A 15,209-nucleotide genomic window follows, 5' to 3' on the forward strand; every position below is an offset into this window, starting at 1 on the left:
GCTCAGTGGCATAACAATTGCTTAACTTAAGACATTGTTACTTGCACTGATACCTGACGCGCCACTGGCGCTCAAAAGGAACGACTATGACACTCTCCGTCACCCAGGCTGTACGCGGCAGCTTTTTCGATGTCACACAAACGGTCACCGATCCGGCACAGCTGCCGGAGTATGCCCGTTTTATCGAAGATGGCCTGCTGCTGCTTAACGGCGGCGAAATTGTTTCGTTGCAGCGCTGGGAAGAAGGGCAGCATCTGCTTAACGACGCCATACCCCTTGCGGACTATCGCGGCAAACTGATTGTTCCCGGATTTGTGGATACCCATATCCATTACCCTCAAACGGAGATGATTGGTGCTTTTGGTGAACAGTTATTAGAGTGGCTGCAACACTACACCTTCCCGGTGGAAAGCCAGTACCATTGCCCGGATCATGCTGCCAGCATGTCAGCTTTCTTTCTGCATCAGTTACTGAGCAATGGAACCACCACCGCACTGGTATTTGGCACCGTGCATCCGCAGTCGGTCGAGGCGCTGTTCAGTGCGGCAGAGACACTGGGAATGCGGTTGATTGCCGGAAAGGTGATGATGGACCGCAACGCGCCGGATTACCTGACGGAAACGCCGGAGCAAAGCTATCAGCAGACCCGCGATTTGATTGAGCGCTGGCATAACCGGGGTCGCCTGGGCTACGCGCTGACGCCACGTTTTGCGCCCACCTCATCACCGGCGCTGCTGGAGAAGGTCCGCCAGTTAAAAGAGGTGTATCCCGACACCTGGATCCACACTCACCTCAGCGAAAACCCGCAGGAAGTGGAGTGGGTTAAAGCGCTGTTTCCGGAGCACGACGGCTATCTGGATGTTTATCATCAGCACCGGCTGACCGGGCGTCGCAGTCTGTTCGCACACTGCCTGCACCTGGAAGATAAAGAGTGGGATTGTCTGCATCACACCTCGTCAGCCGTGGCTTTTTGCCCCACTTCCAATCTGTTTCTTGGCAGCGGGTTGTTCAATTTAAAAACCTGCTGGCAGAAGGGCGTCAGGCTGGGGATCGGCACCGATGTTGGGGCGGGCACCACCTTCAGTATGTTACAGACGCTGGGAGAAGCCTATAAGGTCGGGCAGTTGCAGCAGTACAAGCTGGCCGCCTGTGAGGCCTTTTATCATGCCACCCTCGGCGGTGCACACGCGCTGGATCTGGACAACCGTATCGGCAATTTCATGCCCGGCAAAGAGGCTGACTTTGTGGTGCTGGACCCGGGCGTGTCGGCGCTTCAGCGCATGCGCTTCGCCAACAGCCGTGATATCTGGGAGAAGCTGTTCGTCCTGATGACGCTGGGTGATGACCGTAACATTGCCTGCACCTGGGTGAACGGCCAGTGCATCTGGCAGCCAGAGGAGAAGGGGGTGGCCGCATGATCCAGTTTTTGCTCAACCAGACGCTGGTTTCGGAAGCGTCACTGGACCCTAATCTGACCGTACTTAATTACCTGCGTCAGAACAAACGTCGCTGTGGCACCAAAGAGGGCTGTGCATCCGGCGACTGTGGTGCCTGCACGGTCACCCTTGGTCGCGTGGAAAACGACGCGATGGTGTGGGAGACGGTCAACAGCTGTATGACCTTTGTCAGCGCATTGCAGGGTAAGCAGCTGATTACCGTTGAAGATCTGAAGCAGGGCGACAAACTTCACCCGGTTCAGCAGGCGATGGTGGACTGCCATGCTTCACAATGCGGATTCTGTACGCCGGGATTTGTAATGTCGCTGTTTACCTTGCAGAAAAACAGCGATGGCTGGCAGCACAAACAGGCGGAACAGGCGCTGGCGGGAAATCTGTGCCGCTGTACCGGTTACCGTCCAATTGTCGATGCGGCGCGCCAGGCCTGCCAGCAGCCGGAGCAGGACAGTTTCCGTCAGCAGGAGGCCGCTACCGTTGCGCGTCTGCTGGCGCTGAAAAATGACCAGGTGCAGGAGATGGCCCTTAACGGCAACCGCTGTCTGTTGCCAAAAACCCCGACCCAGCTGGCCGAACTGCTGACGGCACATCCTCAGGCAAAACTGCTGGCTGGCGGCACCGATCTGGCGCTGGAGGTGACCCAGCGTCATCATGCGCTGCCGCTGATGATTGCGCTGGGGCAGATTGAAGAACTTAAGCAGTGCTACGTCAGCGACGACGAAATTATTCTTGGCGCAGGCGCGTCACTGCATTTCTGCCAGGCGTTTTTGCAACAGCATATTCCGCAGTTTGCCGCACTGCTTGATCGTTTCGCCTCTCTGCAAATCCGCAATCAGGGTACGCTGGGCGGTAATATTGCCAACGGCTCACCGATTGGTGACACCCCGCCGTTACTGCTGGCGCTGAATGCCACGCTGGAACTGCAACAGGGCGAATCGCTGCGCCGACTGCCGCTCAGCGACTTTTTCCTCTCATACCGTAAAACAGCCCTTCGGCAGGGGGAATTTATCCGCGCGGTAAGGATTAAAAAAGTGACGTCGTCACAAAATTTGCGCGTCTGGAAAGTCTCCAAACGCTATGAAGATGACATTTCGGCGGTGTGCGCTGCCATGCTGCTGGAGACGGATGGCGACGGCGTGGTACGTGAAGCCCGCGTTGCTTTTGGTGGCATGGCGGAAATTCCAAAACGCGCCACCCACTGTGAGCAACAGCTGGTGGGTAAGCCACTGACACAAAGCTCGGTGGAACGGGCCTGTAGCGCCTTATCGCAGGATTTCCGGCCGTTGAGTGATTTACGCGCGTCGGCGGATTACCGGCTTCAGGTGGCAAAAAACCTGCTGCGTCGCTACCACGCTGCGCTTGGCGATCAACTGTCGCTGCTGGAGGTGACTGACTATGTCCCATAATCGTCCCGTGGTTGCCCAGGAAGTGATCGCCAGCCAGTACCTCAGCGGCATCAGTACCGGCGTGGGGAAAAATAACCAGCATGAAAGCGCCGACAAGCACGTCAGTGGCGAAGCTGTCTATATTGACGATCGGCTGGAACTGCCGGGGATGCTGCATCTTTGCCCACGACTGAGTGAACATGCTCATGCCCGTATTCTGAATATCAATACCGAACCCTGTTACGCCATCCCTGGCGTGGTGGAGGTGTTAACCTGGCAGAGTGTGCCGGGCGAGCTGGACATTGGCCCGCTGGAACCCGGCGACCCGCTGCTGGCCCGGGATCGGGTGGAGTATGCCGGGCAGATTGTGCTGGTGGTGGCGGCGGAAAGCCCTCAGGCAGCGCGACAGGCAGCTGAGGCTGCGGTGATTGAATACGAGGTGCTTACGCCGGTGCTTGACGTTAAAGAGGCGCTCGAACAACAGCATTTCGTGCAGCAGCCACATATTCATCAGCGTGGCAATGTGGCGGGCGCACTGGCGCGGGCCAGCCACCGGTTACAGGGTGAGTTTCATATTGGCGGTCAGGAACATTTCTATCTGGAAACGCAGGTGGCGATGGTCATTCCCGGCGAAGACCAGTCGCTACAGGTTTTCTCGTCAACCCAGAACCCGACCGAGGTGCAGAAGCTGGTCGCCTCGGTGATGGGCATCACCATGAACAAAGTCACCATTGATATGCGGCGGATGGGCGGCGGTTTCGGCGGTAAAGAGACGCAGGCCGCCGGAGTGGCCTGTCTGTGTGCCGTGGCCGCCAGACGCAACAACCGGCCGGTAAAAATGCGCCTGTCCCGCCGGGATGATATGCGTATCACCGGCAAGCGCCATCCATTTTATGTTCGCTATGAGGTGGGCGTCGATCGGCAGGGCCGTTTTTGCGGGGTGAAAATAGACCTGGCGGCAAACTGTGGTTATTCGCTGGATCTCTCCGGTTCGATTGTCGATCGGGCAATGTTTCATGCTGACAACGCCTATTATCTGGGCGATGCGCTGATCACCGGCTACCGCTGTCGTACCCACACCGCCTCCAACACCGCCTATCGTGGTTTTGGCGGGCCGCAGGGGATGGTGGCGATTGAACAGATTATCGACCACATTGCCCGTCACCTGCGGCTTGACCCGTTAGAGGTGCGCAAGCGTAATTACTACGGCAAAGAAGAACGTAATATCACCCATTATTATCAGCAGGTTGAAGACAATCTGCTGGATGAGATGACCGCCGACCTGGAACAGAGCAGCAGCTATGCCGCACGGCGACAGGCCATTGCCACCTTTAACGCGGGCAGTCCGTATCTTAAACGCGGGCTGGCGCTGACGCCGGTAAAATTTGGCATCTCATTTACTTCCAGCTTCCTCAACCAGGCCGGGGCGCTGATCCTGATCTACACCGATGGCACGGTGCAACTGAATCACGGTGGCACCGAAATGGGCCAGGGGCTGAATACCAAAGTGGCGCAGGTGGTGGCGGAGGTGCTCCAGATTGACGTCAGTCAGATCCAGATCACCGCAACCGACACCGGGAAAGTACCGAATACCTCGCCCACGGCAGCCTCCAGCGGGGCCGATCTTAACGGTAAGGCGGCGCAAAATGCGGCGGAAATATTGCGTGACAGGCTGACGGCTATGTTGTGTCAGCTGCATGACTGCGACCCGGCCGAGGTTGGTTTCAGCAACGGAATTGTCAAAGTCCGGGAGAAACACTTCACCTTTGCGGATGTGGCGCAGCTGGCGTGGCTGAATCAGGTGCCGCTGTCGGCCACCGGCTACTATAAAGTGCCCGGCATCCATTATGACCGCCTGGCCGGGCGCGGTACGCCTTTCTATTACTACGCCTTTGGCGCTGCCTGTGCCGAAGTGATTATTGACACGCTGACCGGGGAATATCGCCTGCTGCGGGCCGATATCCTGCATGATGTAGGTGCGTCGCTGAATCCGGCCATTGATACCGGCCAGGTGGAAGGGGGATTTGTGCAGGGCGTGGGCTGGCTGACCTGTGAAGAACTGGTGTGGAATGAACAGGGCCGACTGATGACCGACGGGCCGGCCAGCTACAAGATCCCGGCAATTGGCGATGTGCCTGCCGATTTACGGGTTCGGCTGGTGGAAAACCGAAAAAACCCGAAGGAGACGGTATTTCACTCGAAAGCGGTGGGAGAGCCGCCCTTTATGCTGGGGATTGCGGTATGGAGTGCATTGCAGGATGCGGTCGCCAGCGTCGGCAATTATCAACACCATCCGTTGCTGGATGCCCCCGCCACGCCGGAAAGGGTGTTCTGGGGGGTGGCGAAAATGCAGGCAGAGGTGAAAGATGGCGACTGATGACTGGATTTCGGTGCTGGCCTCGCTGCGCGAACGGCGTGAGCCCTGCGTGCTGCTGACCGTGCTGGATGAAAAGGGATCGGTGCCGCGCGACCGGGGGAGCAAAATGGTGATCACCGCAGATAACAGCTGGCTGACCATCGGCGGCGGCCATCTGGAATTCAGCTGTACCGCCACCGCCAGAGAGATGCTGCAAACCCGGCAAACCCAGCCAAAGACCGAACATTTTAATCTGGGTGCGCGGCTGGGGCAGTGCTGTGGCGGCATGACCACGGTGCTGTTTGAACCCCTGCTTCAGCCACAGCCGCAAATCGCGGTGTTTGGTGCCGGGCACGTCGGTCAGGCGCTGGTCAGCCTCCTGTCAACGTTACCCTGTCACGTTTTCTGGGTGGATGAGCGGCCGGAACAATTTACTTCTGTACCGGCGGGCGTAACAATTTGTTGTCCGGAGGACCCCGCCGATCAGGTCGGTCTGATGCCTGCAGGGAGCTATTACGTGGTGATGACCCACCATCACCCGCGCGATCTGTCGTTATGCGAAGCCATCCTGCGACGCGGTGACTATCGCTATTTTGGCCTGATCGGCTCTGAAAACAAGCGGGCGCGTTTCGACTACCGGCTGGAGGGGAAAGGATTCAGTCGCCAGCAGCTGGACACCCTGCGTTGCCCGATTGGTCTGCCGGATGTGAAGGGTAAACTACCGGCGGAGATTGCGGTGGCGGTGGCCGGAGAGATTATTGCCTGCTATCAGCAAAAAGCCGGGGAGTAAAGCGTGCTGAACAGCAACAGCAGCGTAACCCTCTAATCCCGCCCCGGCTGAAGATCATTCAGGGAGCGGGACATTTTCAGGCCAGCGGACCACCCAGAATGGTATCGCACATGCCGCTGATGATGCGTTCCCCCGTTTCACTTTTCAGTTCTTCATACCACTGGCGGGTGGTTGCCATCTCTCTGGCATGGGTGACATCGCAGCGTTTACGCGCTTTGAGTACCAGATCTTTCACCCGGTCGGCGCGTTGCTGCTGGTAGCGCAGCAGCGCGTCTTCTATTCCCAGCGAGTGGGCCTGCAACACGTTAGCCAGCACCACCGCATCCTCCATCGCCGCACAACCGCCCTGACCAATATCCGGCGTGGTGCTGTGCGCGGCATCGCCAAGCAACGCCACCCGGCCTTTAACCAGTTGTGCAAAGGGATCGATATCGTGGATCTCCACCCGATTGGTGGTCTGCGGATCGATTTGCTCAATCAACCTTTGCACCGGCTCTGCCCAGCCGTGGAAATAGCGTTTCAGGTCGTCACGTAATGTATTACGGTCTTCCGCCAGCCCGGCAGGCAGCGGCACATCGAAGAAGAAATAGAACCGGTTACCGGCAACGGGCATCAGAGAAACGCGTTTGCCTTCCCCGACAAACGTACTCCACTGCTGCGGCGGCGCGAGCGATTCATCGATCTGCACCAGACCGTTCCAGTTAACATACCCGGCATAGCGTCGCTCAACCGTCCGCCCCAGTACATATTTGCGCACCACTGAATGGGTGCCGTCGCAGGCAATCAGCAGATCGCCCCGTGCCTCGCTGCCATCCTCAAACCACGCGGTTACCCCGTGGTCATCCTGCTCAACCCGGGCCACACGTTTACCAAACTGCACCTGCTCAGGACCACAGGTCGCCAGCAGCATCGCCTGCAATTCGGCGCGGGCCACCGGATAAGGACGCTCGCCACAGGCTGCGACCAGCGGATCGAGGCTGAAACGGGTAAGGGGATGCCCGTGCTGAAAGTCATAGTAGGCCATGCTGTTCATGGTGCCGCCCAGGGCGCGCAGCGGCTCTTTCATCCCCAGCAAATTGAGGCATTTCACACCGTTTGGCCAGATGGAGATAGCCGCACCGACCGGCTTAATCTCTTTAACGGCTTCAAATACCGCTGTTTCAATGCCAAAACGTCTGAGGGCGATGGCGGCAGACAGCCCGCCAATCCCGGCGCCAATTATGATTGCTTTCATCGGTTTCTCCTGTTGAGCATCCGCTTAAACAAGCAATTTCCATACCATTTGCTGATGACCACTCCGGCGCGGTTTTACCGGTGACTGAAACCTTTGTTTCATCATCGCAGGGTATAAACCCAGGCTAATGCACCATGCTGGTGAGGTGTCGGTGAAACTATTGCCACTTATTATTTCCATGACGTTGGCAAGCCAGTTGAAATTTGCCACAGTGTTGCCTTCACTGTTCCGGAGATCTCAGCATGACAATCATCGCCTGCCTGCACGCGGCAGAGAGCAATATTGCCGTATTTGAACAGGCGTTGCCCCTGGCCGGGGCTGGCGCGGTTCGGCTGTTACATCATGTGGAGAGCGAACTGCTGGCCCGGGCCACCGCCGCCGGGGAAGTCACAGGGGAGATTGCAGAAGCTACCCGCCATATTTTACAGCAGCTTTGTCAGCAGGCGGACGTGGTGATCGTCACCTGCACCACGCTGGGCGTGGTCGCCAGCGATAGCCGGCTGTTCAGTAAACCGGTGTTGCGGGTGGATGCGGTGCTTGCCGGCGTCGCTTCCCGCTGTGAAGGCCATATTGCGGTGCTCTGCACCGCGCCTGGCACCCTGGCGTCTACCCGTCAGCTGTTCGAAACCTGCATTGCCGCCGATCGCCTCAGCGTGACGCTGGTGCCGGAAGCCTGGGAGCGGTTCACCCGTCAGGACAGTGCGGGCTATCACCAGCAGATTGCCGCCAGCGCCCGGCAATGTCTTGCGCAATCGCCGGGCTGCATCGTGCTGGCGCAGAGTTCAATGACCGGGGCTGAGGCACTGTTCGGCTCGCCGGTGCCGGTGCTGACCGTACCCTCTGCCAGCCTGCGGGCCGCGCTCGATGCGGTGACCTGAGGTATTGCCAGACGTTTTTACGTCGCAGGGCGTTAAATTAAAACAGTATGCCTCTCTCCCTGTTCAGGGAGAGAAATCAGCGCTGCTGTCTTTGTCATGATGAGGAAATAAAAAAACATTCAGTCACCGAAGTATTTTCGGAGGTTCATCGCATAGTGCAGAAAAAATGATCTGTATTTCTGTCGATAAATCACCTTAAGTCAATGTTAATATCAAAGTTTCTGTTAATGGTGAGGAAATATAATATTGACGTTGGGTGTGGCATTAAATAGTCTTCGTATTCTTTTTTGTTGTTATTTTTATCACGAAGCAGTTTTTTTGTAGAAATAATTTTTTATATCAATACAGGATTGTGACTTATGAAAATAGAACATTTCACTCCATTTCAGCCGCTGAATGAAAACAATCCCGTTGCGAGGGGTATTGAGTCCTCCCCCGAATGTGGTCAACTGATTGGCACAGGAACGACAGCTGAAGTGTATGAAAATAAGTACAATAGCTCAATTTTGTATAAAAAATATCATCTGGTGGGAAATCAGTACAATGAGGTACTGAGTATGGCTGTACAGGAATCCGAATTATTTAATTCTTTTTATGGCGATGATGCTTCGCTGGTCATTCGTGATGGTGGTGAAATTTATTTGAGAATGTTAAGAGTACCAGGCATTCCCCTCAGTGAAATCGAAACTGCTGATATACCCGATAATCTGGAAAGGCTTTATTTACAGCTTATATGTAAACTAAATGAGTCAGGAATGATTCATTATGATCTTAATACAGGTAATATGTTATACGACAAAGAGAGTGACAGTCTGTTTCCGATTGATTTTCGGGATATATATCAGCGCTATTACTCGGCAGGTGCTGAAGAGAGAAAATACATAGATAAACGATTGCAGATGCGTGTTAATGATTTTTATTCTTTACTTGACAGAAAAAAATACCTTGCCTGCGATTAAAAATATGGCCCATCAGGGCTGGTTTATCTGCAATTTTGAACCCGGGCAGTGCTCGAAATCCTCATGTACCCCGGGGCCGCGTCAAAAAAGTAGAGTGGGAACAGAAAGCGCATTAAGCTTAAGGCTCAATACCTTAGCGCTTTACTGAGAAAACCATGTTTGACCTGACTTTGTTTATCCTGCTGTTGCTGGCTGGCCTCAGCTATTTCAGTCACAACCTGACCGTTGCCATCGCCCTGCTGGTGTTAATCGTGGTGAGGATGACGCCGCTCAGTGCCACTTTCCCCTGGATAGAAAAACAGGGCGTCACGGTGGGCATCATTATTCTGACCATTGGCGTGATGGCCCCGATTGCCAGCGGCACCATTCCCACCAGCACGCTGATGCACTCTTTCCTGCACTGGAAATCGTTGCTGGCGGTTGCCGTCGGAATTTTCGTTTCCTGGGTGGGGGGGCGCGGGGTGACGCTGATGAGTTCTCAACCGTCAGTGGTGGGTGGCTTGCTGATTGGCACTATTATTGGTGTTTCTCTGTTTCGTGGCGTACCGGTCGGGCCGTTAATTGCTGCCGGCCTGGTTTCACTCCTCATCGGTAAAATGTAATCGCTGGCGATTCTCCTCTCTTCTCTGCCTGCAACAGGGGATGCTTAACCATCCCGCTGCGGCGATCCTGTGCCGCAGCGTCTGTTTCTGCCCGCCTTGTTACGCACTGTGCAGTAAGGGCAGCGGGCCTGCGATTGCGATATGTAAAATCCCGGCAGAACAGGATGCGCTGATATCTCTTCGGCTGTACACACCGCTGTATCGCCGGGTGAGAGGGTTATCCCGGATAAATGCCGCGATCTTTACGTGCCATCAGAATTCGCTCGCAGGCAACAATATAGGCGGCGGTGCGCAGGCTGCACTCTTTCTCGCTGGCCTTTTCCCAGACGTGGGTCATGGCATCGGTCATGATCCTGTCCATCCGGTCATTGATTTCGCTTTCGCTCCAGAAAAAGCTGGCCATATCCTGCACCCATTCAAAGTAACTGACCGTAACCCCGCCGGCATTACAGACCACGTCGGGCACCACGGTAATGCCACGTGCGCTGAGCACATCGTCTGCATCAGGATAGGTCGGGCCGTTTGCGCCCTCCAGCACCAGCTTACAGCTCAGTTGCTCCGCCCGCTGCCGGGTAATCTGGCCTTCCAGCGCCGCCGGGATCAGGATATCCATCTGCACCGTCCAGAAGTCGTCACTGGCGATCTCTTCTGCACCGCTGAAACCGGCAATCATCTTGTTGCTGGCCTGCCAGTCGCTTAGCGCGGTTAAATCAATACCGTCGGCGTTATACAGCGTGGCGGAATGGTCCTGTATCACCACCACCCGTGCGCCGGCGGCGACAAATAACCGTGCGGCTTCGCTGCCGACGTTACCAAAGCCCTGTACCGCGATTCTGGCTCCCTCAATTTCAATATTACAGCGGCGAGCCACCTCCAGACCGGTGATATAGACGCCGCGTCCTGTCGCTTTTTCACGTCCCAGCGATCCACCCAGATGAATCGGTTTCCCTGTTACCACCCCGGTAATGGTGGTGCCGTGATTCATTGAATAGGTATCCATCATCCACGCCATCACCCTGGCGTTGGTGCCGACATCCGGTGCCGGAATATCTTTCTGCGGGCCGATAATAAGACCAATTTCACTGGTGTAACGGCGGGTGAGACGCTCAAGTTCACCTTCGGAAAGGGTAAAAGGATCGACGCGAATCCCGCCTTTTGCTCCGCCGTAGGGCAGGTTGACCGCAGCACATTTAATGGTCATCCAGGCTGACAGCGCCATCACTTCGTTCAGATCCACATTAGGGTGGTAACGAATCCCGCCTTTGCCCGGCCCGCGGGAAAGGTTGTGCTGCACGCGGAATCCTTCGAAGTGGCGAATCGTACCGTCGTCCATCTGAAGAGGAATATCCACTATCAGCGCGCGCTTCGGATGACGCAGGGTGTCAATCCAGCGGCTGAGTTCACCAAGATAAGGGGCGACGCGATCGATTTGAGCAAGGTAGGTAGACCAGGCAGTTGTGCTGCCTTCAGCAACGTAAGATAGCTTATCCATAAAAAACCTTAGTTAAATTAGTTATTTATTCTGTTTAACCGGTAAATATTCAGTGCTTGTATCTCCAGCGCGACAAAATCTATCATTAAATTTATGTATTTTGTTTTTTAAATTAATGTGAATTTTCACTGCCAGAGGGTCAATAGCGCGGGGGCGACGAATAATTAATTATCCTGTCACCAGACAAATTCGGTGCGGCCTGAGAGGGTTTGTTGTTTATGCGAATTTTATGCATAAATAATGAATTTATGTTAATTTTCAGAATTTTGAATGTGATCAAATTATGCTGCCTTTCTGTGGAGAACATCACATCACAGCTTATCAATGGCAACCCGGTCATGCCCTGGCGCAGACCACAGGCAACCAGCAACAGGGCATGGCGGAAGGAACCCGATTGACCGGCTGAGCCACTCAGTCGGGGGTAATAAGATTATCGCCGCTGATACCAGCGTGAACTTTACGCTTTTCTCACATTTCTTGTTACAAGTTTACACTCTGGTTTCACACTGGCGGAGTAAACTCACCGCGCTTTACTTTGTCTGATTTTTTGCAACATTTTCGCTATGGCAGTATGCAGAGCAAATCTGGTCTGTTTCTGGCATTACATTCACCTGCAACAATAACGACGACACAGATGAAAAAACTGCATTTTCTGACCCAGACCCGGGTCTGCTGCTTTATCGCTTTTTACATCGGGATAGTGTTAAACCTGCCGATCTTTTTCCGCCGTTTTCACCAGCTACACTATGATGCCGCGTTGTCAACCACCATTGAGGTGATCGCGGCCTTTTCACTGGTGCTGTTTACCACCCTGCTGGCCTCAATGGCCGGACGTCTGCTGTTTCGAATTTTGCTCTCGCTGCTGGTGATTTTTTCGGTGACCGCCAGCTATTACATGATTTTTTCAACGTCGATATTGGTTACGGCATTATTGCCGCGGTAATGACCACCGACAGTCTGGATCTGTCAAAAGAATCCGTTGGCTGGAATTTTGCGCTGTGGCTGGTACTGGTGAGTCTGTTACCGATGCTGATGCTGTGGCTGACGCCATTGCCGGAAGCGGCGATACGTCGTCAAAATGGCGCGGCCTTCCTGCGTCGCGGCGGGGTAATGATTGTCGCCGGGCTGGTCTGCTGGTTGCCATTGAAAGTCATGGGTGACCATCAGGAGAACCTGGACAAACAGCATAACCGCATGATGGCCAGCTACGGTGGTGTGGTGGCGGGCAGCTACTCGCCATCAAACCGGCTTTCCGGAATGGGACTGCTGGCTTACAGCAGCTGGAGCCAGGCAGAAGACAGTCGTAATCTGTTTGACCCCGCAGCGCACTTTACTTACCAGCCACCTGAGGACGTTAACGATCTGTATGTGGTATTCGTCATTGGTGAAAGTGCGCGCCGCGACCATATGGGCGTCTACGGCTACAGTCGTGACAATACGCCTTATCTTGATAAAGAAACCCACCTTGCGGCTTTGCAGGGCTACTCCTGCGATACCTCCACCAAGCTGTCACTGCGCTGCATGTTTGTAAGGGAAGGCGGGGCTTCAGAAGCGCCGGAACGTACCCTGAAAGAGATGAACGTTTTTACCGTACTGAAAAAACAGGGCTTCTCTTCAGAGTTATTTGCCATGCAGAGCGAGGCCTGGTTTTATAACAAAGTGATGGCTGACGATTATGCGCTGCGTGAAACCATTCAGTCGGAAAAGCGCAACGTCGGCAAACCCATCGACGATATGGCGCTGGTCAGCGAACTGAAAGATTCACTGGATCGCCACCCGCAGGGCAAACATCTGGTGGTACTGCATACCAAAGGTTCGCACTATCTGTATACCGAACGATATCCGCGTGAGTTCGCCCGCTATCAGCCGGAATGTAAAGGCATTGACGACAGCTGTTCCACCGAAGAGATGATCAACTCATACGACAATAGCCTGCTTTACACCGATTACGTGCTGAAGCAGATCTTTGACCAGTTAAGGAACCGTAACGCCATTGTGTTTTACGCATCGGACCACGGCGAGTCGATTTCAAAAAACATGCATTTTCATGGCACCCCGCGCGATCAGGCGCCCATTGAGCAACGTTCAATTCCGATTATGGTCTGGGCTTCGGATAAATTTCTGCAACAGCCTGATAATGCCTCGGCATTCCGGCAGTTGCAGACGCTGGCAAAAGATAAAACGCCGGTATTTCACGAGAAGCTGTTTGACAGCATCCTCGGCTGTAGCGGCTTTACCTCACCGGATGGTGGAATTAATCAGCTGCGTAACTGGTGCCACGTCAGTCAGTAATATGACCTGAAGGACGGGCTGCTGCCGACTGGAGACTGGCCGATCGGCAGCGGTACATTAGCGCGGCTGGCGGCGTTTTTACCCTGTGGTTCACCGCGTACCCGCGATATCTGGCCGGGCTCCAGTGATAAGTGGTGGTCATCTTTGCCTGAATCGCCACAAGCAGGTATCCTGTTGCCCGAATTTACTGAGACAGTTTCCATTGAGGTTGACATGATTATTAAACCACGCATCCGTGGCTTTATTTGTGTGACTGCCCATCCGGCGGGTTGCAAAGCTAACGTTGACAAACAGATTGAGTATGTCACTCAGCAGGGACCCATTGCCGATGGTCCGAAAAAGGTTCTGGTGATTGGCGCGTCCACCGGTTACGGCCTTGCGGCCCGCATCTCGGCAGCCTTTGGCTGTGGTGCCGATACGCTGGGCGTATTCTTCGAACGCCCCGGAGAAGAGAGTAAACCTGCCACCGCCGGTTGGTATAACTCCGCTGCGTTTGAAGCCGCTGCCGAAGCAAAAGGGCTTTATGCCACCAGCATTAATGGCGATGCCTACTCTGATGAAGTCAAGCAGAAGACCATTGAGCTGATTAAACAGGATCTGGGGCAGGTTGACCTGGTGGTATACAGCCTGGCCGCGCCGCGCCGTACCCATCCGAAAACCGGCGAAGTGTTTAACTCCACGCTGAAACCGGTGGGTAAATCGCTGACCACTCGCGGTCTGAACACCGATAAAGAAACCATTACCGACATCACCCTGGAACCTGCCTCGCAGGAAGAGATCGCCGGTACGGTTGCGGTGATGGGCGGTGACGACTGGCAGATGTGGATTGACTGCCTGAAAGAGGCGGGTGTGCTGGCTGACGGCGCGAAAACCACCGCCTTTACCTATCTGGGCGAGAAAATCACCCATGATATCTACTGGAACGGCTCCATCGGGGAAGCGAAAAAAGATCTCGACAAGCGTGTCCTGTCGATCCGTGAGACGCTGGCTGAGAAGGGTGGCGATGCGCGGGTATCAGTGCTGAAAGCGGTGGTCACTCAGGCCAGTTCTGCCATCCCGGTGATGCCGCTGTATCTGTCGTTGCTGTTCAAAGTCATGAAAGAGAAAGGCACCCATGAAGGCTGTATTGAGCAGGTCTATGGCCTGTTTAAAGAGAGCCTGTACGGCGCATCCCCGGTCATGGATGATGTAGGTCGTCTGCGCGCTGACTACAAAGAGTTGCAGCCAGCGGTGCAGGACGAAGTCGTCAGACTGTGGCCCACCGTCACCAACGAAAACCTGAATGAACTGACCGATTTCGTCGGCTACAAAAAAGAGTTCATGCAGCTGTTTGGTTTCGGCCTCGACGGCGTTGACTACGACGCGGATGTTAATGCCGATGTCAAAATCAATCATCTGGTGCAGATGTAATTAACAGTAACCCGTCGCTAAAAAACGCGATGGCATAATATGGACTGCCTTTTACTTAGTCAGCCTGTCGGCTTGCGGCTCAGTGGGGCAGTCTTTTTTTGGCACAGGACATCCGCGCATTTGCCTGCGCAGAGGATCTAAGTGCAACAAAATATGTCACCAGAATGATGATCTCATCTCCCTGACTAATCGGTTACTTTGCTTATTAGTGGCGGTATTTATATCTGGTAACGCTGGCTTTTTCCCTGCAATTAAATAGCCTGAATAATCACAATCTTTATTTATCTGTACCATTAAATATCAGGCAGCTTATGCAACTGATGAGAATGACTGCTGAAATATTTCTCACCAGATGTT

The 15,209-nt window shown here is 54.5% G+C and carries 11 protein-coding genes and 1 pseudogene; 10 read left to right on the plus strand and 2 right to left on the minus strand.

Annotation, left to right across the window (positions count from 1 at the left end):
• Positions 1-86 precede the first annotated feature (86 nt).
• From guaD to xdhC, 4 genes are read left to right on the plus strand one after another with little or no spacing between them, the layout of a single operon-like run.
• A complete protein-coding gene (guaD, locus tag BG55_RS07120) occupies positions 87-1,418 on the plus strand; it encodes a guanine deaminase (RefSeq protein ID WP_034935939.1) in 1,332 nt (443 codons plus the stop codon).
• Positions 1,415-2,860, plus strand: a complete 1,446-nt coding sequence (xdhA, locus tag BG55_RS07125; protein ID WP_034935940.1) for a xanthine dehydrogenase small subunit — start codon at positions 1,415-1,417, stop codon at positions 2,858-2,860. Before guaD ends, xdhA begins: the two co-directional genes overlap by 4 nt.
• Positions 2,850-5,216 (plus strand): xanthine dehydrogenase molybdopterin binding subunit, encoded by a 2,367-nt coding sequence (gene xdhB, locus BG55_RS07130; protein ID WP_034935941.1) that lies wholly within the window; start codon positions 2,850-2,852, stop codon positions 5,214-5,216. Before xdhA ends, xdhB begins: the two co-directional genes overlap by 11 nt.
• Positions 5,206-5,985, plus strand: a complete 780-nt coding sequence (gene xdhC, locus BG55_RS07135; RefSeq protein ID WP_034935942.1) for a xanthine dehydrogenase accessory protein XdhC — start codon at positions 5,206-5,208, stop codon at positions 5,983-5,985. The genes xdhB and xdhC overlap by 11 nt, the downstream gene beginning before the upstream one ends.
• Positions 5,986-6,061: 76 nt before the next feature.
• Here the strand turns inward: xdhC and hpxO are convergent, their stop codons facing one another.
• On the minus strand, positions 6,062-7,219 hold the full coding sequence (gene hpxO, locus BG55_RS07140; RefSeq protein ID WP_034935945.1) for an FAD-dependent urate hydroxylase HpxO: 1,158 nt from the start codon (positions 7,217-7,219) through the stop codon (positions 6,062-6,064).
• A 242-nt stretch (positions 7,220-7,461) separates the two neighbouring features.
• Here hpxO and BG55_RS07145 point away from each other — a divergent pair, with 242 nt between their 5' ends.
• The 3 genes from BG55_RS07145 (at position 7,462) to BG55_RS07155 (ending at position 9,658) form a co-directional block, all read left to right on the plus strand.
• A complete protein-coding gene (locus tag BG55_RS07145; RefSeq protein ID WP_034935948.1) occupies positions 7,462-8,097 on the plus strand; it encodes a hypothetical protein in 636 nt (211 codons plus the stop codon).
• Positions 8,098-8,456: 359 nt separating this feature from the next.
• Positions 8,457-9,056, plus strand: coding sequence for an OspG family effector kinase (locus BG55_RS23200; protein WP_034935951.1), 600 nt, complete (start codon positions 8,457-8,459; stop codon positions 9,054-9,056).
• A 155-nt stretch (positions 9,057-9,211) separates the two neighbouring features.
• Positions 9,212-9,658 (plus strand): DUF441 domain-containing protein, encoded by a 447-nt coding sequence (locus BG55_RS07155; protein WP_034935954.1) that lies wholly within the window; start codon positions 9,212-9,214, stop codon positions 9,656-9,658.
• Between the two features lie 217 nt (positions 9,659-9,875).
• Here the strand turns inward: BG55_RS07155 and BG55_RS07160 are convergent, their stop codons facing one another.
• The gene (locus BG55_RS07160; RefSeq protein WP_034935955.1) at positions 9,876-11,150 is read right to left on the minus strand and encodes a Glu/Leu/Phe/Val family dehydrogenase; all 1,275 of its coding nucleotides are present in this window, start codon (positions 11,148-11,150) and stop codon (positions 9,876-9,878) included.
• A gap of 283 nt (positions 11,151-11,433) precedes the next feature.
• On the opposite strand from BG55_RS07160, the gene BG55_RS23400 reads away from it, so the two are divergent.
• The 3 genes and pseudogenes from BG55_RS23400 (at position 11,434) to fabV (ending at position 14,852) form a co-directional block, all read left to right on the plus strand.
• Positions 11,434-11,556, plus strand: a complete 123-nt coding sequence (locus tag BG55_RS23400) for a hypothetical protein (RefSeq protein WP_268745053.1) — start codon at positions 11,434-11,436, stop codon at positions 11,554-11,556.
• A 228-nt stretch (positions 11,557-11,784) separates the two neighbouring features.
• Positions 11,785-13,442 (plus strand): annotated as a pseudogene (gene eptB / locus BG55_RS07165) (kdo(2)-lipid A phosphoethanolamine 7''-transferase).
• 213 nt (positions 13,443-13,655) lie between these two features.
• The gene (gene fabV / locus BG55_RS07170) at positions 13,656-14,852 is read left to right on the plus strand and encodes an enoyl-ACP reductase FabV (protein ID WP_034935988.1); all 1,197 of its coding nucleotides are present in this window, start codon (positions 13,656-13,658) and stop codon (positions 14,850-14,852) included.
• Positions 14,853-15,209: the final 357 nt, after the last annotated feature.

It is taken from the genome of Erwinia mallotivora, assembly GCF_000590885.1.
GTDB lineage: Bacteria > Pseudomonadota > Gammaproteobacteria > Enterobacterales > Enterobacteriaceae > Erwinia > Erwinia mallotivora.

What these genes read in the sequence shown, in the direction of transcription:
- guaD (WP_034935939.1), top strand. Translation starts at nt 87, where the DNA reads ATGACACTCTCCGTCACCCAGGCTGTACGCGGCAGCTTTTTCGATGTC.
- xdhA (WP_034935940.1), top strand. Translation starts at nt 1,415, where the DNA reads ATGATCCAGTTTTTGCTCAACCAGACGCTGGTTTCGGAAGCGTCACTG.
- xdhB (WP_034935941.1), top strand. Translation starts at nt 2,850, where the DNA reads ATGTCCCATAATCGTCCCGTGGTTGCCCAGGAAGTGATCGCCAGCCAG.
- xdhC (WP_034935942.1), top strand. Translation starts at nt 5,206, where the DNA reads ATGGCGACTGATGACTGGATTTCGGTGCTGGCCTCGCTGCGCGAACGG.
- hpxO (WP_034935945.1), bottom strand. Translation starts at nt 7,219, where the DNA reads ATGAAAGCAATCATAATTGGCGCCGGGATTGGCGGGCTGTCTGCCGCC.
- BG55_RS07145 (WP_034935948.1), top strand. Translation starts at nt 7,462, where the DNA reads ATGACAATCATCGCCTGCCTGCACGCGGCAGAGAGCAATATTGCCGTA.
- BG55_RS23200 (WP_034935951.1), top strand. Translation starts at nt 8,457, where the DNA reads ATGAAAATAGAACATTTCACTCCATTTCAGCCGCTGAATGAAAACAAT.
- BG55_RS07155 (WP_034935954.1), top strand. Translation starts at nt 9,212, where the DNA reads ATGTTTGACCTGACTTTGTTTATCCTGCTGTTGCTGGCTGGCCTCAGC.
- BG55_RS07160 (WP_034935955.1), bottom strand. Translation starts at nt 11,150, where the DNA reads ATGGATAAGCTATCTTACGTTGCTGAAGGCAGCACAACTGCCTGGTCT.
- BG55_RS23400 (WP_268745053.1), top strand. Translation starts at nt 11,434, where the DNA reads ATGCTGCCTTTCTGTGGAGAACATCACATCACAGCTTATCAATGGCAA.
- fabV (WP_034935988.1), top strand. Translation starts at nt 13,656, where the DNA reads ATGATTATTAAACCACGCATCCGTGGCTTTATTTGTGTGACTGCCCAT.